The sequence below is a fragment of the Enterococcus sp. AZ167 genome, assembly GCF_051714025.1.
Classification (GTDB): domain Bacteria; phylum Bacillota; class Bacilli; order Lactobacillales; family Enterococcaceae; genus Enterococcus_D; species Enterococcus_D casseliflavus.
The window spans coordinates 1,469,460-1,489,756 of record NZ_JBIORB010000001.1; the positions used below are offsets into that span (position 1 = coordinate 1,469,460).

Sequence of the window (20,297 nt, forward strand, 5' to 3'; positions counted from 1 at the left end):
CTTTGCTTTTGAATTGATTAACGATGGATGTAAGTATATCCAGATGCGTTCATCGTAGCTCTATTTGGTCCACCAGGACTGTCAAAGCCCATTCCGCCTTGAGAGATTGTGATGGTATTGTTTGATGGGTTGTATGATTCAACATAAGCAACGTGTCCATAAACTGGATCAGCAGTCCATTCGCCACCAACTGATTGACCAGCGGCAAAGACCACAACGGCACCGGCTGCTGGTGTACCATTGACAGTGTACCCATCAGCTGCAGCTGACGCACCCCATTGTGCTCCGTTACCCCAGTAAGTACCTACCCATGGTGCAACACTTTTCACGTACCAAGTACATTGACCCCAAGCATACATGTTACCTGAGCTTGAATGATCTTTTCCGCCGCCAGTAGAAATACTTCCGGTAGAATTATTGTTTGATGAAGAGTTTGAATCTGAGTTACTTGAGCTTGAATTGCTTGAACCAGTGTTTGAAGAGCCTGCGTTCGATGAACTTGAGCTGTTAGAACTGCTGGTATTACTTGAACTTGTGTTGCTTGAAGAACTACTTGTTGCTGTTTCAGTAGAAGCTGTTGTATTCTCTGTCGTGCTTTCAGTTGATTGAGCAGCAGCTTCTTGTTGTGCTTCTTTCAAAGCAGCAGCTTGTCTTTCTTCTTCTACTTTTTGAGCAGCAGCAGTTTCTTGTTGTTCTTTCAAGATACGTGCTTTTTCAGCTTCCGCTTCTTGTTTTTTCTTGTTCAAAGCATCTTTGTCTTTTTCAGCAGTCGCTTGTTCTGCTGCTAAGTTTGCTTTCAAGACATTTAAATCAGCTTGTTTTGCTGCAATGGCATCTCTTTGTTGGCTAAGTTCTGCTTGGTTCGCAGCAACTTCTTGGATCTTGCTTTCGTTTTCTTTGACTTTGTCTTCAACATCTTGTTTGTCTTGTTTTTGTTGTTCAACTAAATCATTGTTTGCATTGACGATCGTTGTCATCGCTTGTACGCGACCGATAACATCCGTTAAAGAATCTGCTTCTAAAACAGCATCAATGAAATTGGTGCTTTGACCGTTAACTTGCACATCACGGGCTTGCTTTTGGATTGCTTCTTCACGTTTGGCAATACGCAATTTCAATGTTGCGATTTTGTCTTGCAATTTCTCAGCTTCTTGACCTAACTCAACTTGTTTCGCTTCTAATGAAGCAACTTTTGCACTCACTGTTTCAATTTCTGCTTCTAGAGAATCGATTTGTGATTGTGCGTCAGCTTGCTGACCTTTAAGAGAATTGATTTTTTGGTCTTGCTGCTCGATTTGATCATCAATGGAATCTGCAAATGCTAATGCAGGTGCTGCAACTGCTGTTAATGTTAGTGAACACACCATTAATGCTGATAACAAACTATTCTTCACTCGTTTTTCCTCCGACTAGCTGGTTGATTTGACAGATGAACTGCCTTTATAAAAACTTAATTTTGTCTAAGAAAGTTTAATGTTCGATTTAACGACAAATGAATTCTACCATAATGATATGACACACAGATAAAGGAAATGTTACAAAAATGTTTCAATCTAACACTCCCTTTATCTCAACGATAAATAACAGGACAATTAAAGATCGTTAAATCAACGTTTCTGAATAAATTACCGCGTTTTCTTTTCATTTTCATTATCAAAAATAAAATCAATTCATGTTATCTTTATCGAAAGTAAAGCTAATTCGTCAGGGTTTAAAGCTTGATCACACTTTTTTTAATAAGAAAAACTATGAAAACAAGAAATCATTCAAAAAAAGACCATTTATGTGACAAGATCCCTATTCCTTTCTATAATAAATAAAACAAGCGAGGAGGGAATCGCGATTCGTACACACAAAAAATGGTTTTGGCCATTGGCACTACTTACACTTTTTGTCACCTGTTTCCTGTTATTCTTTCAATTTCGTAAGGTGCATGAAGCCGATACTCCATTGCAACAGGCGAGCAACAGTGAGTTTTGGCTCTTAAGTGATATTCATTTTTTTTCCTCCACGCTCCATGATAACGGCGCAGCCTTTCAGACCTTCACAAAGGGAGCTGCTGGCAAAGAGATGACGTATCAAGAACAATCGATCGAGGCCTTCACCGCTCAAGCCTTAAAAGAGAAACCCACGGGAATTATTTTGACCGGTGATATGACGCTCAATGGCGAGAAAGCAAGTGCTCAAGAGTTGGCAAGATTGCTTGAACCATTGCAAGAAGCTGACATTATGGTTTTAGCATTACCTGGCAACCACGAGATTTACAATGGTTGGGCGCGAGCATTTAAAGGTGAAAAGGAATACTACGCAGATCAAATCAGTCCTGAGGATTTTCAAACGATTTTTGCTGAAGGTTACGAAAAAGCCAACAGTATCGACAAGTCTTCCCTTAGCTACAGCATTCAGTTAAACGACAAGTATCGTCTCTTTTTGCTCGATTCATGTATCTACGATTCTGAGGTTAATTGGGATGATCCTACTACGAATGGTGAGTTGAAACCGGCTACTCTAACTTGGTTGGAGGAGCAATTAACCCTGACGAAAGAAGCGGAGCAAGTACCACTGGTCTTTTTGCACCATAACTTGTTTGGTCATAATGAACTCTTACAAGACGGTTATGTTCTCGACAACGCCTCTGAGACTGTCGCTTTGTTGGAACGCTTCAACGTGCCAGCCGTTTTCTCTGGTCATATCCACATTCAAGACATTAACGAAGGGAATGATTCGCTTTATGAAGCAGTCACTGGGTCTTATTCAACGGCAGAATTAGGCTACGGCGTCCTTTCTCTTTCTGACAAGGAAATCAACTATGAAGCTCGGCAGATTGATCTCGATGCTTGGGCGGCTGAAACGAAGCAAACTGATGAACAGTTGCTGAACTATCAAAACTACCAGAAAAGTATTTTTGAAAAAGACACCGACCAACTGGTCCGTGACCAATTGTCCGCAGTGTCTGAACTGTCAGATGCCCAGATGACAAAACTTTGCACGTTTGTCACGAGGCTGAACACTGCCCTTTTTACTGGCAATGATACTTACTCAGCCGAAGAAAAAGCTGCTATCAAAGACTCCGAGGAGTATCAGTGGTTAGCGACCTATTCTTACTTTTTGAAGCAATATGTCGATTCAATGCTCGACGATCAAACCGATGATCGCAAGCTGACGATCCCCCTCACAGCAGAATAAAGCCAAAAAGTGTCTTCTTCCTTTCTTTTAGGAAAAAGACACTTTTTCTTTTCTAATGAACGATAGCCCTCTCGTTTGGGTAAACGAGAAGGCTATCTGACGAGTCAATATTTATTCTTTGAAAGTGCAGCATACTATTACTACTATTATTTATTTCTCATTTAAACGATACAATCCCTAACCTCTATTGTATCCTTGTAACTCTGAAGTTACGCCAGGTTTGAATAAATTTCTTCAAAACAAGTAACGTGTGGTACAAAAATATTTTTCGCTTATCAATAACTATACCACGCAACTAGGCGCCGACGGAAGTAAACTAACTTATTCTTAATCATTACTTTAACAAAAGGTATTGTTTTCAAACAGTGTTGCTCCTTTAAGAATTTTACGTGAAGCGATCAACCTTCCTGTCATGCATATCTGCTAACCATTCCTATAAGGGAATTCCTTTTATTCAATAGGCAAGTCGTGCTGTTTTAAGAAAGATAATTTATCCCAGTAGCCTCTTTGAAATAAAATTTTATCATTTACTATTTGAAAAAAAACGCAGCCTCTCAAACCTAAAGGGTCCCGCCACTCTAAAATTGCCCATTGTCCATCTTCGAAAATGTTCTCAACGATACAAACCATGTTTGTGTTAGAAAAATCTTGCTCAAACATCTGCTTGATCGCTTCTTTCCCAACAACTGGCTCATTGGCAACCTGGTGGTTTATTGCATTCTCATCATATAATTCTGTAATAATTTCAACATCTGCCTGATTAAACGCATCACCCCATTGGCAAAGTATTTCTTTTGGCTTCATATGAATCCCCCTCGAAATGTGATCATCTTTGTTCCCATCTCCAATAAAAAAAGTAGCTAATTTGTATCAATATATTCTACTTTTACAATTCATTCAAGACAATAACGAGGAAACGAATAAGAATTATCGATCTTTCACATCGATTACTCTTGTATAAGTACATGATACCTGAATCACTAGTAACCATTGCTTTTAATGGTAGCAACGCCACTAAACCTATTCAACCACTTTATTAATTTATTGAATACGGTATACAGCCCCTCTTTCTTTTTATACGCTTATCATCGAATGAGAAATCATAGGTAAGTAAACCGCGACGCTTAGGGCTAGTTGAATAGTGAAATCAAAGATGTACTATTTACCATGTCAGGTCCTCAAAACCTGCAACTATTCTCTTGTAGCAGATCATCAACACCCGATCCATTTCAATATTTATATAAAATAAAACAAAAAAAGCGAGAACCCAATGGATTCTCGCTTGTTAACGTCAATTAACCTTTAACGATGTTTGTTGCTTGTAAGCCACGTTGGCCTTCTTCAACGTCGAAAGTCACTGCTTGACCTTCTTCTAAAGTTTTGAAGCCGTCGCCTTGGATAGCTGAGAAGTGAGCAAATACATCATTGCCGTCTTCACCTGTAATAAATCCAAAACCTTTATCTGCATTAAACCATTTTACTGTACCGTTATTCATAAACGTATACCTCCATATTACACATCGACTGTGTTTATTTGTTTGTAATAGAAAATGATGTGTAATTGAAGTGTGTATCAATAGAAAAGATAAACAAGTATTAACATATCAGAACTTTACCTATTCATCATAGCATGGTTAAAATAAAATAGCAAATAAAGTTGGCTTTTTTTCTTAATAAAAAGGTAAATTGTTAAGAAACCTTATGATTCAGTTGGCGTGATCTTGCCGCCAAGGCTTTACAATCTATTATTGGATTATCCTACTCGATACTTTTCACCACCTGAACTGATTTCAGGGATCGACATACCAAAACCGCCAGCAGCATTTCGGTTGAAACCCAGTAAAACGAAAAAGCGGTAGAACAGCTTCCAGCGCTGAGGATTGCTGATTTTTACGGTACTGATTCCGCCACGGTGATTACAAAACATGATAGTAATACCAGCTTTTTGGAATTGATACAGCACGTATTCTAAATCACGGCGTACTTTGTCCGTCTGAACAAGGATCTCGCGGATACCATGCTCTAAAAGTAGATTTGCGGAAGGAAAATCTTGCGGAACAACGCACCAGCGATTATCAAACTTGCCTAATTTTCGTTTGATCTTCGTTAAACGATTGCCATCCAATAAAAATACTGGATTGGCATCATCTGCTATGCGGTTTTTATCAAAAGCATATGCGCCATCGACAACTGACTGAACAAGGTTTCTCATCGGAACGATGGAGGAACTGCCGCCATTGACCCCATTAAACAGCAATACAGGGCAATAACCCGATAATGCGGCTGTCAGCCCTGCCTCGACACTTTTTTCTCCCGGCAGATCAACGATCACTGCTCGTCGTCTGCGGTACTTGGCCCAAGGCGCTTTTTTTAGTTGAGAAAAAGCGCCCGGCTGTTCATCAGTGATCCCCATAAATACCACCGGTTTTGTCCAACGCGTCCATAGCAATCGCTCAGCCGTCCATCTTTGGTAAAGATATTGGGCGTCGTCATGATTTTTTCTCACATTTCCCCCTCCTTTTTCCGACGAATAAGTACTGGAAGATCTTGCGCTTTTTCATCGATTCGAGCATAGGAACTGATACGACCATAGATCCCAGCGAACTTGCCATCAATTACAAAAACGCCTAAACACAAATGAAACGCTCGCCCGTCTTCTGTTAAAATCGGTTGACTGTCAAACCGCTTTTGAACGATCCACTCCTTTTTAAAACGCAATGCATCACGACGGATTTTTTTAAACTCATTTTCCGACGTACGTTCACGAATTGTAATCGACTCCCCAACTCGACCAAAAACCGGCTTATACAAATAGTCGCTATCTTCATAATCAAGAGCCTCCACAGCTTTTGTCTCCGGCAAAAGCTTGTTCCATAAGGTTGGCTGCCCCAAATGTTGAAAAAGCAGCGGTAAGCGTTTGGACTGGGTCAAAATCGCAAAAGGATGATTGCATGATACCGTACTCGTTTGATAAAAACCTTGCCACTGTGTACGAAATGGCAGGCACAGCATCCATTCTAAAGGAAAGAAACGGACGATTCCTTGAATGTTTGTCTGATTATCTTTTTCATAGGCAACTCCCTCACGAAAGCTTAACCGATCGGGTGCCAAGTAGACAGCTTGGTATCCGTTATGCTGGAAATGATCCCCCATAAATTGCATCACTTGCCGATCATCCGCGTAAGAAGTCGCATGCACAAAAGCGATTCTTGCCCCTAACGATATCCTTTTTTTAAACGCCAGCAACAGATGCTCTGACACTTTTTGGCTTTCCTGTACATCTGTTAAATATCTCTTAGCGAGCTCTGGCAAAATCGAACTTTCCGCAAAACTGCCGGGGACATCACTGTTTACTTCTGAAATTTGCCATCCTTCAGTCGTGGGATGAAAGTCAAACCGCATCAAGCGGATGTGCCGTGATGAATCATAGTTCCGATGTTTTTTGAGCTGGTTTCTGATTCTTCTTGGCAGCTTCAGTGCGTTGATCAATGAACGGTCTGCCAACAGCTGCGCTTCGATTGCTGTTGTTTCAGCGGCCAGTTCTTCTGACAAGGACGCCAGTTCTTGCTCCGTCTCTTCATTCAAAACTACGGCATATTCACTGACCGTATTGCTGTCATAGACTTGCGGATCCCATTTATACCCTTGAAAAATCACCTGTTGCCGATAAGAGGTATACTGTTTATCTGGTATTTTTATTAGCTTGATTTGTTTTTTCGTCGATAGCATAAAATCAACTCCTAAAAAATGGATGGAAGCAGCGATATGACAGCCACACTGTACAGCAGATAGAGAGCGCCGACAAGCTTGGCGATCAAGGCAAATCTTTTCACATTGTTTTTCGCATGTGCTTTTTGAAAACAGAAATATTCAAAACACACGGCTGTAAAAAACAATGGTAAAACTGGCCAAGCAGTTGAAAAGTCGGTCACGGTAGCGACTGCTGAGACCCAATCCCCTCCAGATGCTCGTGCAAAAATCAGTCCAGAAGCTGCCAAATAACTGCCGAGATGTATGCCGCTAGGCCAAGTACGTTCTCTGACAATTTTCGTGATGACTTGCGTACTTGTGTCAAAAAGATGAAGCAGTAACAGCCATAGCACCGTCCCAATTCCACTAGCAAGAACGATCGTCCACCATCCCGGTCCATCACCAATATTGCCGCCAGCAAAAATTACGCCGATACCTACAAGAGCACCGGCAAGCACTGCAACTGCGCCTTTATTTTCGCCTAGTAATGCATCATCTCTGTAGGAGAACTCGACTGCCAGCAAAACACCGTTTAAGCCTATAGCCAGCCAAGTAATTCCCATAAAAATATAAAAATAAATATAAATTCCTTTAACATCCCAAGATGCAGCATTCAGTAAAATCAAGAGATACAGTAGCGTCACTAGCAAAGGCAGGCTTGACAAGTAAAGGAATCGGCCATAATGTTTAAAAAAACGAGCGTTGCGATAAATGCTCAAATACCAGCTTCGAAGAAACCGTATGCTGATAAAAATACACAAGAGAAATAGGATCAATTCTGGTACGGAGTAAGACAGGTGGTGATAGAAAAAGCCTAAGATCATCAGTACTGCAAACAAAAAGATTTGTAAGTAAAACGAAACCAACCCCTCCTTCTTGTCAAATTATTCTGCAAATGAATCATTATTCTTCATTTTACCGAAGAAAATAATCAAAGGGTAGGGAACATACCGCTCTTCTTGCATTTTCCAGCTTATTTCAGAGAATGAAACAGTGATTAGCGAACTGTTCTCATTTGAAGGTAAGAAGCCAGATAGTTTCATTCACTATTACAAGCAGATAAAAGAAAAGACATTATACCTAAGTTCAAGCAGTTGACTGATCGAAAGCGCATGTAGCACAAAAAACACACGCACAGCCGATAGCGGAAAGAAGCTTCCGCTCACATGACTGGACGTGTGTTTGTTTTTTATAGGAAAAATCTGCTTATTTGTTGCCCGTTTCGCTACCTCCCATACGGTTCGAAGCTAAAACAAATGGTGTATAGATCAAAAAGGCTAGCACCAAAATAACTACTTGAACCAAAATGGCCGCAAAACTTTGATAACCTACAAACGCATTGACAAATAAGGGCAATCCAAACGGCACTTCCACACTAGCTGCTGGAATAATCTGGGTCACTGTAGCAATGTAAGCAACAACGGTAGCCATCAATTGCGAAAGGATAAATGGAATCGCAAAAATTGGATTCATAACGATTGGTAATCCATAGACTAGCGGTTCATTGATACCGAAAATCCCAGGAATCAAAGCTAGTTTTGAAATGAGTTTTTGATCTTCTCTTTTTGAAAAAACCAGTAAAGAGAGAATCAAGGCAATCGTCACTCCAGCCCCACCCATTACCACATATACTCGAAAGAATGTCATGGTCAATGGATTTGTAGCAGCTTCTCCTGCTTGAACTTGCGCAATATTGTCTGCAAGACCTGCTAACGCCAATGGACTTAAGATAGGCATGATCACCATATTGCCATGCAGACCAAAGACCCAAAAAATGGCTGAAGCAAAAGCCAATAAAATGATTCCAACAGGACCGTTTTGCATCACTTTTTGCATCGGTACTTGCAATGTATTATAGATAATGTCACTTAAATAATTGCCCGTCCAATTGAAAATAACGGTACTAATAATTGAAAATACTAAAAGAACGAGTAGTACTGGTATCAAAGAATTAAAAGACCGAGCAATTCCGCTTGGTACACTTTCTGGCATTCGGATTTTCAATTTTTCTTTTTTCATTAACCAAGAAAAAAGTTCTACTGAAAGAGTAGCAATCAGCATCGCTACAAACAATCCTTGTGCATTGATACTTGTTGTTGCAATACCACTGGTTAAAATGTCCTCCATTCCTTCCACCACTGTTACGATCGTTTGTGGCACGATCGTCAAAAATGAAACAACTGCTACTAACGCACTATAGTTTTCATCCACACCATTTCTTTGCCCAATAATTTTCCCAATCAAAAAGGCAATGGCAATACTCATCGTCGACATAGTTGCATAATTAATTGCTGTAAAAGCTGGACCGATAGCGCTTAAAAAAGAAAAAGCTGCAAATTGCGCCAAACCGACTTCTTCAGAACAAAGAATGGTGTTAAATAAAGTTGCGAAAGAGCCAACAATAATAAATGGCATATAAACGGTAAAGGCTGTTTTAATACTGTAAAGATATTTATTCTGGTTGATCGCTTCGGCAGTGTGGCCGATTTTATTCGCAAAAGAATCAAAAAAAGACATAATTTCCCCTCCTACATATCAGCTAGATTATTATTTTGTTCGATTATTTTTTTGTAATACGCAAAGCTGTCTTTCTTGCGACGCTCAAATGTTCCGTTCCCTTCATTATCAACATCTACGTGGATAAAACCGTATCTTTTATTCATTTCTCCTGTGCCTGCACTTACAATATCTATGATCCCCCACCACGTATAAGCAAGGATTTCACAGCCATCATGGATGGCTTCAGATAAGGCAAGCAAATGATCTCTTAAATAGTTTTGGCGTTCTTTATCGATAATCTTGCCATTAGCGTCGATGTGATCTTCCATGCCGAGGCCATTTTCAGCAATCATTAAAGGAATTTGATAGCGATCATACAATTCATTACAAACATACCGCAATCCCAAAGGATCAATTTGCCAGCCCCAAGGCGAAGTTTCTAAATAGGGATTTTTTTTCCCTTGTGGACCGCCAGTTCCCGTCTTTATCTTTAAATCATGAGAGTAGACTGTCGTTAAGTAGTAACTGAATGCTAAATAGTCACTCGTATAAGATTGAATCGTTTCTAAATCGCCTTTTTCTATTTCAAGATCGATAGATAACTCTTCAAATAATCGTTTAGAATATGCTGGATAGGCCCCTCGGATCATCACGTCTGAAAAAAACAAAGATTTTCTGCGAAACTCATAACTACCAAATATATCTTTCGGATTGGGTGTATCAGGGTACACACCACTAAGTGAAAGCATACAGCCCATTTTTGCTTTAGGATTTATCTTCTTCAATGATTTGTTTGCTAAAGAATGGGCAACGAACATATGATGAGCTGCTTGATATTGCGCTTGTGCAGGATTTTCGTCTTCCTCCGTTCTTAAAGCGCCCGCAAACCACGGAATTTTTACAATATTATTGATTTCATTAAAGCTCATCCAATAAGTGACCTTTTTACCATATTCTGAAAAAATCACCTCACAATAATTGAGAAAAAAAGAAATCAGTTGCCGATTTTTCCAGCCACCGTATTCTGTCGCCAAGAATAATGGTGTTTCATAATGAGAGATGGTCACGATTGGTTCGATCTTGGCAGCTAGTAGTCCATCAATCAAGCGATGGTAAAAGTCTATTCCTTCTTGATTCGCTTCTTTCTCATCGCCACGTGGAAAAAGTCGCGCCCAGTTGATCGAAAAACGAAAGCATTGTAGACCCATTTCTTTTAACAAAGCAATGTCTTCTTCAACATGATGATAAAAATCAATTGCCTTATGGGAAGGATAATAGTGATCTTTTTTTAACTGAGGATCAATCGTCAGTAATCGTTCTTTCCCCACCGGTAAAATGTCGCAGATCCCCAATCCCTTGAGCCCCTCTTGGTAGGCTCCTTCCGCTTGGTTTGCTGCAATGGCTCCGCCAAATAAAAACTTGTCGGGAAATCCTTTGCTCATAACTATCACTCCTCTTTCTTGATAGCTAAAATTTATCATAGAAAAAGAAAAGCACAATTTTATAAAAAGGCTTACAATTTTTGATTTAAAAAGGTTTTACAAAAAATCTGGTACCTTTTAAAGATAGAAATCCATCTATAAAAAGTACCAGAAAAATCAAAAATCATAAAGTTTATCTTGTTGATGTCGAAAATCGAAGGTTTCTTTATTAAATGGCAAACGGAAAGTCCCTTTATAATCTACAGCAATTCTTGAAGTTAACTCAACGATCAGCCCCTCAGTAGTAATCGTTCGGCTGGTGACTTTCATTGCAGCACTATTTTTTTTAAGATGAAAGACTTGCGCATCTTGCTCCGAGAGATTTACTGCTTCAAAACTCGTCAAACTATGAGAGATATAATAACCAGCATCAATCAATAGTTTCTGAATCGAACCTTTCCCCATCTCTTCATCAAAATAAGGAAATACTTTTTTAGGAAAAATCGACTCTTGAATCTCCGTTACCTTTTGATCAAGAATGCGTAAACGCTTCAATTCCCAAACAGATCCAATCAATTGGGCATCAAAGATATTCGCTTCTCTTTTTGTCATTTCTCGTTCTTTTAATAAAAGGACTTTTGATTCTATTTGATTCGATTTTTTTTCAGTTACCGAGCTGTAGATCAAGCTTGGGTTTACTTTTGTCTTCTTGATTAGATAACCTTTTTTAGGGACAGCTTCCAAAACACCTATATCGATCAATTTTTTTAACGCTTTTCTAACAGTATTTCGCGATACTTCATATTTTTCCGCAAGATTTCTTTCTGAAAGAATTTTTTGGGAGGGTTTGCTCTTCTTTTGATAGATTTTGCTTAATAAATCCTCCACAATAAACTCAGCTTTACTCATTCTTTTTCCTCCTCCCCTTTTCAGACTATAGCTTCCTTCAAATTTTAGCATTAATCTTTGTCAATAAACCACCTACGATTTTTTTAACCTACAGAAATTTCCCTACCTCTCCCATCTGTGAATTTGAAATTTTTTTAATCCTAGGCTGCTATTTATTAAATTTCTCCTCATTTATGTTTTTTGTTTCACAAACTTCATCTCGGTATGGTATAATCATTTTGTTTTTAAGAAAACTATGGGAATACAAAGGAGAAGGAAACATGAAAAAAACTAAAATCACTTTAATCGCTGCATCATTGCTTATGGGAGGCACTCTTTTAGCTGCATGTAGTTCAGATAACGATACAGCTGCAAGCTCATCATCATCAACAGCAGCTTCAACTGCTGCATCAACTGAATCATCAGATGACGTTGTTTCAACTGCTTCTATCAGTGACCAAACTTCAGTGATCGAAAAAGCATTGAGCGCAGATGGTAACTGGATCGTTGCTGTAACTGGCGACATGACATTTGATAACGATGTAACCGTTGATGGCGAATTCCACGACAAAGGTGACGACTCTGCTGATATCTACCGTAAATTTGCATTGTACTCACAAGATGAAGACCGCAACGTAACAGCTGAATACACAGTAACTGTTCCTAAATTGATCGTTAACTCAGAAAACTTCAACATCGTTCACGGTGTAATCAAAGGTGACGTTGAAGTGAATGCTAACGGCTTTGTATTGAACGGTGCAAAAGTTGAAGGTAACGTAACATTCACTTCAAAAGAATTCCAAGATTCAGCAACACTTGACGAAGATGGCGCTTCTGTAACAGGTGACGTAACAGTTAGCGAATAATCTTTCACTGGATTTCTGTGAAATAGATGAACAAAAAACGAGGTTGGCAAGTCGATCGTTGATCCCTTGCCAACTTTTTTTGTTTTTTTATAAACAATTGCATCCGCTCTCATTACTAACATTGTGTAAGTAAGAACAAAGCCCAAGAAAAAAACTGGCTTGCTTACGCAAAACCAGTTTCTTCTTTAGGCGCTTATTCTTCAATAACTGCCCACTTGTAGTCATATTGCGCACCAGCACCGTGTGATACGACCCCTTTTACTTTTGGTGCACGTAAATGAGCTTCAACGTTTTGGTACACAGGGATGACCCCTTGTTGATCCATAATGATTTTCTCTGCATCTAACAAATCTTGCCAGCGAGCATCTGGATTGCCAGCGTTTGTCGTGGCAGACGATTTCACTGCTGCATCGTACGCCTCACTTGTCCAACGACCGCGGTTGTAGGAATTGTCGGTAACAAACAAATCAGTAAAGCTACTAGCATCCGCATAGTCAGCTCCCCAACCACCCATGACGACATCAAAGTCACCTGAGTTTGAACGATCTAAACGAACGGAGAAAGGAACAGGACTTAGGCTAACTTTCACCCCATCCAGCGTGTCTTGGATCGCACTTTGAATATACTCAATGGCCTTTTTGGTTGAATCTGTATCAGAAGCCAAAATTTCAAAGCTCAAGGAATCGATTCCTAACGCCTCTTTGGCTTTTTCCCAATGTTCTTTGGCCTTTTCTTGATCGTATTCAATGACACTTTCCGCTTCATCGACAAAATCAGTATTATCAGTTGGGTTAAAGGTCATTCCTTTTGGTATCAATCCTGTGGAAGCCAATGAACCGTCCCCTAAAATCGATGTCACTAATGCATCACGATCGATGGCATAAGAGATTGCTTTACGCAGATCCTCATTGCGGAATGGCGAATCTTCTTCGCGCTGATTCAACTCGATATAGGAAGTACGGGCTAATGGTTCTGACACAAACGCTTCATCATTGGCCATTTGCTGTGCCAATTCTCCTGTTAAGATGACGTCGTCTGCTTGCCCATCTTGGAATAGATTCAAGGAGGTCGATGATTCTTTTACGACACTAACATTGATGGTATCAAGTTTCACCGTCTCTTTGTCCCAATATTGGTCGTTCTTTTCATATGACCATTCTGTATCGGTTCCTGGCCCATCAAAGCCAGCCAACACAAAGGGTCCATTGTAAACGGCATTGTCGCTTGTTGAAGCATATTGATCGCCGTTGTCTTCTACGACTGCTTGGCTTTGTGGGAAGAAGGATGGAAACGCCAATAAGTATTGGAAGTATGGCGTAGGTGTCGTCAGCGTGATTTCTAATTCATAGTCACTGACTGCTTTGATCCCTAATTCTGAGGCATCTTTTTCACCTGCTGTTATCGCTTCGGCATTGGTTACGGGCGCAAATAAGTACGCATACTCAGAACCTGTTTCCGCACTTACAGTGCGTTGCCAGCCAAAGACATAATCCGCTGCTGTTACTGGTTCTCCATTTGACCATTTGGCATCTTCACGTAATTTCAATTTATAGGTCAGACCATCTTCACTGACTTCCGCTAATTCGGCGGCACCTGCTGGTTCGGGCTTACTATCAGCATCTAAGCGGTACAACCCTTCATACACATTATTTAAAGCACTGAAACTGATCGTATCGGTGGCTAAGGATAGATCGGCACTCGGCATTTCTTGTTGAACCACAACATTAAAAATTTGTTCGGCAGCTGCTGTCCCACTACCACTTGAACTTTCACCTGTACTTGATGTCCCTCCTGTTGAGCAACCTGCTAATACGATTCCACAAACAGCGACAACACCATATCCCCATTTTTTCTTCATCTTACCTACCCCTTATGAAAATCCAAAATTTTCAGAATTATTACAAAACTCTGAATGTAAATAAGATTTTAATAAATATTAATTATAAAAGCAAGCTATTTTTCTCATTTTATTATTATTTATTTTTTATGTTAACACTGCATGTTATTATTTATGACACAAAAACAAAAAATACAAAGCGAAAAAGATCTCGCTTTGTGTTTTTTTATCTTTGGATAGAAACGTGGATTACTCCATTTTATAGCTTTGACGCGTCACTTTCCCCTCTCGTACCGTAGCGATAATAGTTGGCACAGCCCCAATCGCCGTAAATAGATAGACCAGACCTAAGTTCCCGTAATATTGACTCGCTTCCAAATATCCTTCACGAATCAAATCAGGTAAAATACGGAAGGCATAGAAGACATCAACGTCCGTGTAATAATTCGCTACACTGATCGACCAGTCGATACGATTCCCGACATAGACCATGATGATCATGACGATAATACTACTAATAATACCTTTTGTGCTGAGTTTTCCACCTAATAATTCATACCCTTTGATGGCACAGATCGCCATCGCGATCCCAGACAATGCAGCAACATACCCCAGTTGTCCTAATAAAATAATTGCGCCGGCACCAATCAGTGAGCCAAGAAACGCACCCACGGTTCCAGCTAACCATTTTTCTTTTTTCTGCCCTTTTTCCCGTTCTTGCGCAAGGACTGCTTCTTGTTGTTTCTTAAAGCAAGCTTCACAGGCAATGACGGGAGCGCCGCCAATAGCATATAGCGAAACCGGCTCAGTGACCGCGCCGCAGAAGGTACAAGCATTTTGGAAACCTTTCGTCTTCAAAAAATTCGTCAACTGGTCCAACGCAGTACGTAACTTGTCCACGGTTTTCCCTGCAGTCATCGCTCCGCGTAATGTATAGGCAACTTGATATCCTTGGATCACACAGTCGATGATCTCTTTTGACTCACTTAGAACTTCTTTGACTTCTTCTTGGATGGGAAGTTCGCCATCTTTGCTAAGTGAAAAATGAGCCACTAGAGAATAACTATTGTTATTCTCTTGAACTAAAAAAAGTTTATAACTATGATACGTTCCATAAATCACCCCAGTGGAAGTATCAACGGAGAGCCCCAACGGCTCGGCAAATTTGGTCAATGTCTTCTCGATCTTCTTATTCATTTTTCTCCTTCTTTCCAACAAACACTTACCTTTTTAGGTATAGCTAAAAGTTTAAGGAGAGTAGAAATGAAAGTCAATCAATTTGTTCAAAAAACCTAGTTTTTTTATCTATTCTGTGACAAATCGCCGCAATGCATCAGCAACCCCATGGTCTGTATTGCTAGTCGTCACAAAATCAGCTTTTGCTTTGACCAATTCGGGTGCATTCTCCATCGCAACACCAATACCAGCTGAAGCAATCATTGGCAGGTCGTTAAAATTATCGCCGATCGCTAAGGTTTGCGCCAGCGGCACTTGAAAATAGGCCGCCAATTCATTTAGCGCCTTATCTTTTCCCACAGCTTGATGAGTGACTTCCAAATAATTCTCTTTGGATAAGTAAAAGGCGCTTTCTAAAAATCCAGCGTTCTGGCAGGCAGTATGAAGCGCTCGGATTTCTGCCGTTGTGCCGATCAAAAGAAACTTATGAACCTCAAAAGCTTCTTGTGCCAACAGTTGTTCTAATGAAGTTTCTACAGGAGTCTCTTTGGTGATCGCCGCTTCTGCTCGTGCCCATTGGTCCACTCTTTCGCAATACCACTGATCACCAGAGTAGACATTGATGGAAACACCTGGAAAATCAGTTTTGATGCGCGCAACCAAAGTTTTTGCTTCTGCTTTTTTGACCTCATGACTGAAAATCGGTACCAGTGTGCCCTTTTGATCGTACCCTCCAATCAAGGCACCGTTGTAACAAGCCAAGGGCCAGTCTTCTATCCCTAATTCTTGAGCTATCGGTAGCATTCCTTTCGGGGAGCGAGCGGAAGCCAAAACAAAAGGAATCGCTTGCTGCTTCAATCGTTTGATTTCTTCAATCAAATCCAGATCGATTTGATGCTTATGATCCAAGATCGTCCCATCAATATCACTTAAAATAAACCCTATCTGCTTTTTTTCCAAATAAACCATCCTTTCCCATTCCCCATCCTTTTTACGAAAGCGGATCGAGCCATCGCTTTCGACCAAAACAAGCACCGTTTCCATAAAACGAAAACAGCTTCCTTGACCTTCTTTGCTTCCAGTTTACCATACTAGCCAATGAAAAAAGAGTGCATCGCTGCACTCTTAGGAAGTATAGATATAAAACTCGATTTCCTTCTTGATCAGTTTTTTGATCCAGCTTTTCACAGCAGCTGCCCGCTTCAAGCCCATATGCTCATAAAAACCGAAATTACAGGTGGTATCGGTATAAAGGAAAAACGGAGCCGTTTTTTCCTGCTGGACCATCGCTAAAAAGGAAGTAAAGAGCTGCTTGCCTACACCCAATCCTTGTGTTTTGGGACTAACGGCAAACAAACCAACTTCGGTCTGAAAAGGAGTTTGTAAGTCTTTCAACATCGCTTGATTTAACTCAGCCACCTCCTTGGCATAATGCAGCAGCGTGTTTCTCCCTTCTTTCATAAGCAGTAAGCAGCCAGCATGCCAAATCGTTTTCCCCCAATAGCGCGCTGGATGAAGCTTCTTCCCTCTCTTACTATCTGCTAATAAGATACCGACAGCTTCACCATTTAAAAGAGCCACCCGCGAATAGGTCGCACGGGCAAGTTCATAACACAAAAAGACATGAGCAAAGTGCTTGGCGGTCTTCTTGTCAAATTGCTTGTCGTAGTTCCAGCTATCAATAATCACTTGCACAAGCGCAGGCAGATCTTCTCGTTTAAATGGTCGATACGTTACTTTTTTATTCATTCTATCTTCCTCCCAGTAGTTGACTATCCTTAGTATAAAGTTTACAGTAACTGTAAAGTCAAGGAGGAACTTCATGAAAACCAAATTAAAAGTATCGGAAATGGCACGCTTAGCGCGGATCAATCCTCGGACACTCCACTATTATGACGAGATTGGGCTATTTCAACCAAACAGCAAAGACGAGAACGGGTATCGGTATTATTCCCTTGATCAACTTTTGGATCTCGGATTGATCCTGTCATTGAAAGAATTATCGATGCCCTTAAAAGAGATCCAAACAGCGCTGCAGGGGGATGCCGAGACCATGAGAAACTTATTGGAAGCCAAGCGGCAAACCATCGATGAAAAAATTCAGCAGTTGACCAACATCAAAAAAATCATCGAACGAAAAGCTGCGGATTTGCGCCTGGCTGCAGAAAAAACTTCCCCCTTCACCTTGAAGGAACAGCCAGAGGAATATTTCTCCCTCAGTCCTAGATTAAACGGCAGCTCCATCCCAGAGATGATCACCCAAGCCTACGATCTTTTGATGGCACAGCCTTATCTATTCTCGAATAACGAGTACGGTTCTATGATTCGGACGAACAAAGACGATACGCAAGACATCGACTACGTTTACGTGCGGCAAGAAGAGCCGCAAGGGACTTCCTTCGTGAAACCAGCAGGATGCTATTTAACCGCCATTTATCAGGGGGATGACGAAGGATTGAAGCAGTTCTATCAAAAACTCAAGCAGCTGATTGCGACGCACCAATGGCAAATCGATGACTACTTCTATGAACGATCGATCCACGAAACGACCCTTAGCAACGAGCAAGCTTATTTGACAGAGATCCAAGTTCGGATTTTATCTGAGGAATAATGATTCGTTCAAACTGCGCTAAAAAGCAAATAAAAAACGCAACGACAACGAGCAGCTTCTTTCGCCTCGTTGTCGTTGCGTTTTATTTAAATCAAATGGTTTTCTTTCAACAGATCGCCAATGTAGGTATGTTCGGTTTTCTTAACGAAGCCTTCCAAGAGTTTCCGTTCGATAAACGGCAGCTCCATTTCCGTAATTTTTTTCTTATCGGTCAGATAATAGACAGCTTTGGCCAAAGTACGTAGATCATAAGCGGAAGCAAACACTTCTGGTACCCCACGTTCCACAGCTAATAGCTGATAAACAGCCTCCATTGCAGTCCGAACGGAATATTCTGTTGTAAAAACAGTGTCTCGTTCAGTCTCTGCGAAATTACCGATAAAAGCTAAGTTTTTGGAGCCATTTGGAATAACCAATGGCCGATCCCCTGGTTCACGCAGCATGAAGTAAGAAGTGATAAACGGCATGTAGACAGGGACTGCCACACTTGATTCTTTTGAAATGCGTTGGATTTCTGCTTCTGGCACGCCTAAATGGTAAAGCAGTTCTTGCACGATTTCTTGTCCAGAACATTGTTCAATTGGTTTTTTGATGTAGTTCCCTGGTGTATTTGACAACAAGCCATACACCCATGTGATCGTTTGTTGGTCTTTTTGTTCTTTAAAGTGCGGTTGGCGATGGGTCGCAAAGCTCATCATCCAATTGGAATCTTTGATGGTGATGATTCCGCCAGTGACGATTCTGCCTGTTCGTAACTTGCGATGGGTCAATTTTTCTAAATAAGGTTCCACATCAAAATTCTGCCAAGTCACGGTTGCCGAAACAAACCAGCTTTCTTCAGGTAAGTTTTCATAAAAGACTTCTGGATGACCAAACTCAGGCGATTGCGCCGCCAAGTTTTTCCATAAACGCCAGCTGCCACCAGGTGCTTTTGAGATAGGCGCTGGAGTATAATGGTCCCCTTGCGTGGAACTTTCAGTGATCGATCCGTTGGTAACAAAGACCAAGTCATCTTCTGATAAAGGAATTTCTTCGATTGCCCCCGCTTTTTCTAGCACAAGTTTTTTAGCAACTTTTTCCTCGCCCACGATCCGAACATCGATATTGCTGACGGTGCATTCATATTGGAAGTCAACTCCTTGTTCTTCCAAATAAGCAAGTAGTGGTTTGACCAATGACTCATATTGGTTGTAACGGGTAAATTTTAACGCAGTAAAATCAGGCAAGCCATCGATATGGTGCACAAAACGCAACACATAGCGGCGCATTTCAATCGCCGAATGCCATTTTTCAAAGGCGAACATCGTACACCAGTATAGCCAAAAATTAGATTCAAAGAATTCTTCGCCAAAAACATCTTCGATTTTTTTCCCGATCAATTGATCTTCTGAAGTCATAAATAATTGGGTTAATTCTTTTTGTGCTGTAGCAGACAAGGTAAATTCTCCATCATCTGCTGCTCGTTGGCCGCGATTGTGGATGATCCGACAGTTAGACGAATTTGGATCATCGTGGTCCAACCAGTAAAACTCATCTAGCACCGAAGCATCTTCCACCTCCAAAGATGGAATCGAGCGAAATAGATCCCACAGACACTCAAAATGATTTTCCATTTCTCGACCGCCGCGGGTCACAAATCCATCATGGGGAATGAATTTTCCGTCTAATGAACCGCCTGATAAAGAAAGTTCTTCAAGGACGTGGATTTTCTCACCCGCCATATGGCCGTCACGGATCAAGAAGACTGCCGCAGCAAGTCCTGCTAATCCCCCACCAACAATATAGGCTTCTTTCTTTTCGACATCTTTCGGTTTTCTGCTTCTTGCAAAAGCTTCGTAATTTCCGTTCGTATATCTCATGTAGATCCCTCCTAATATTGGTACGTTTTTATGGTATCAGTAACTATTTTTTTTGACAAAAATTTGTACTAGTAAAAACAAGTGATTTTGACAAATCGGCCTTTTTGTCAAAAAAACAGGGCAAAGCCCCACCTTTTAAAAAGATCTGCGCCCAACCCAAAAAGCGCCCCTAAGAAAACTGATGGCAGCTTTCTTAGGGGCGTT

The 20,297-nt window shown here is 40.7% G+C and carries 17 protein-coding genes; 3 read left to right on the forward strand and 14 right to left on the reverse strand.

From position 1 onward, the window contains the following. Positions 1–17: 17 nt before the first annotated feature. Positions 18–1,394: a CHAP domain-containing protein gene (locus IGJ05_RS06865; protein ID WP_262119025.1), complete on the reverse strand. Its 1,377-nt coding sequence runs from the start codon at positions 1,392–1,394 to the stop codon at positions 18–20. A 391-nt stretch (positions 1,395–1,785) separates the two neighbouring features. Here IGJ05_RS06865 and IGJ05_RS06870 point away from each other — a divergent pair, with 391 nt between their 5' ends. Then, complete coding sequence (locus IGJ05_RS06870) at positions 1,786–3,186, forward strand: metallophosphoesterase (protein ID WP_208788507.1); 1,401 nt, start codon at positions 1,786–1,788, stop codon at positions 3,184–3,186. Positions 3,187–3,636: 450 nt separating this feature from the next. Here the strand turns inward: IGJ05_RS06870 and IGJ05_RS06875 are convergent, their stop codons facing one another. The 8 genes from IGJ05_RS06875 to IGJ05_RS06910 all read right to left on the reverse strand — a co-directional run bounded on the left by IGJ05_RS06875 (position 3,637) and on the right by IGJ05_RS06910 (position 11,765). Beyond that, positions 3,637–3,990: a nuclear transport factor 2 family protein gene (locus IGJ05_RS06875; protein WP_262119023.1), complete on the reverse strand. Its 354-nt coding sequence runs from the start codon at positions 3,988–3,990 to the stop codon at positions 3,637–3,639. Positions 3,991–4,481: 491 nt separating this feature from the next. Then, positions 4,482–4,682 (reverse strand): cold-shock protein, encoded by a 201-nt coding sequence (locus IGJ05_RS06880; protein WP_005225331.1) that lies wholly within the window; start codon positions 4,680–4,682, stop codon positions 4,482–4,484. A gap of 257 nt (positions 4,683–4,939) precedes the next feature. Continuing rightward, complete coding sequence (locus IGJ05_RS06885) at positions 4,940–5,692, reverse strand: hypothetical protein (protein WP_194185688.1); 753 nt, start codon at positions 5,690–5,692, stop codon at positions 4,940–4,942. After that, positions 5,689–6,915, reverse strand: coding sequence for a glutathionylspermidine synthase family protein (locus IGJ05_RS06890; protein ID WP_194185687.1), 1,227 nt, complete (start codon positions 6,913–6,915; stop codon positions 5,689–5,691). Before IGJ05_RS06890 ends, IGJ05_RS06885 begins: the two co-directional genes overlap by 4 nt. Before the next feature lie 11 nt (positions 6,916–6,926). Further along, positions 6,927–7,802 (reverse strand): hypothetical protein, encoded by an 876-nt coding sequence (locus IGJ05_RS06895; RefSeq protein ID WP_194185686.1) that lies wholly within the window; start codon positions 7,800–7,802, stop codon positions 6,927–6,929. Between the two features lie 340 nt (positions 7,803–8,142). Continuing rightward, positions 8,143–9,453, reverse strand: a complete 1,311-nt coding sequence (locus tag IGJ05_RS06900; protein ID WP_194185685.1) for a PTS sugar transporter subunit IIC — start codon at positions 9,451–9,453, stop codon at positions 8,143–8,145. An 11-nt stretch (positions 9,454–9,464) separates the two neighbouring features. Next, positions 9,465–10,877 carry a glycoside hydrolase family 1 protein gene (locus IGJ05_RS06905; RefSeq protein WP_262119019.1) on the reverse strand — a complete coding sequence of 471 codons (1,413 nt, stop codon included), beginning with the start codon at positions 10,875–10,877 and terminating at the stop codon, positions 9,465–9,467. Between the two features lie 156 nt (positions 10,878–11,033). Then, positions 11,034–11,765 carry a GntR family transcriptional regulator gene (locus IGJ05_RS06910; RefSeq protein ID WP_194185683.1) on the reverse strand — a complete coding sequence of 244 codons (732 nt, stop codon included), beginning with the start codon at positions 11,763–11,765 and terminating at the stop codon, positions 11,034–11,036. Between the two features lie 260 nt (positions 11,766–12,025). On the opposite strand from IGJ05_RS06910, the gene IGJ05_RS06915 reads away from it, so the two are divergent. Continuing rightward, entirely contained in the window at positions 12,026–12,610 is a 585-nt protein-coding gene (locus IGJ05_RS06915; protein WP_010747631.1) for a polymer-forming cytoskeletal protein, read from the forward strand. A 193-nt stretch (positions 12,611–12,803) separates the two neighbouring features. Here IGJ05_RS06915 and IGJ05_RS06920 read toward each other — a convergent pair whose 3' ends face one another. From IGJ05_RS06920 to IGJ05_RS06935, 4 genes are all read right to left on the reverse strand, one after another. Next, the gene (locus tag IGJ05_RS06920; RefSeq protein ID WP_010747630.1) at positions 12,804–14,468 is read right to left on the reverse strand and encodes a peptide ABC transporter substrate-binding protein; all 1,665 of its coding nucleotides are present in this window, start codon (positions 14,466–14,468) and stop codon (positions 12,804–12,806) included. A 228-nt stretch (positions 14,469–14,696) separates the two neighbouring features. Further along, positions 14,697–15,644, reverse strand: a complete 948-nt coding sequence (locus tag IGJ05_RS06925) for a hypothetical protein (protein ID WP_262119018.1) — start codon at positions 15,642–15,644, stop codon at positions 14,697–14,699. 108 nt (positions 15,645–15,752) lie between these two features. Further along, positions 15,753–16,592, reverse strand: coding sequence for a Cof-type HAD-IIB family hydrolase (locus IGJ05_RS06930; protein WP_179135483.1), 840 nt, complete (start codon positions 16,590–16,592; stop codon positions 15,753–15,755). Between the two features lie 156 nt (positions 16,593–16,748). Continuing rightward, positions 16,749–17,372: a GNAT family N-acetyltransferase gene (locus tag IGJ05_RS06935; RefSeq protein ID WP_271292446.1), complete on the reverse strand. Its 624-nt coding sequence runs from the start codon at positions 17,370–17,372 to the stop codon at positions 16,749–16,751. 73 nt (positions 17,373–17,445) lie between these two features. Between IGJ05_RS06935 and IGJ05_RS06940 the strand changes: the two genes are divergently transcribed. Further along, on the forward strand, positions 17,446–18,234 hold the full coding sequence (locus IGJ05_RS06940; RefSeq protein WP_081117211.1) for a MerR family transcriptional regulator: 789 nt from the start codon (positions 17,446–17,448) through the stop codon (positions 18,232–18,234). 86 nt (positions 18,235–18,320) lie between these two features. On the opposite strand, the gene IGJ05_RS06945 is transcribed toward IGJ05_RS06940, so the two are convergent. Then, positions 18,321–20,093: an oleate hydratase gene (locus IGJ05_RS06945; RefSeq protein ID WP_081117212.1), complete on the reverse strand. Its 1,773-nt coding sequence runs from the start codon at positions 20,091–20,093 to the stop codon at positions 18,321–18,323. Positions 20,094–20,297: the final 204 nt, after the last annotated feature.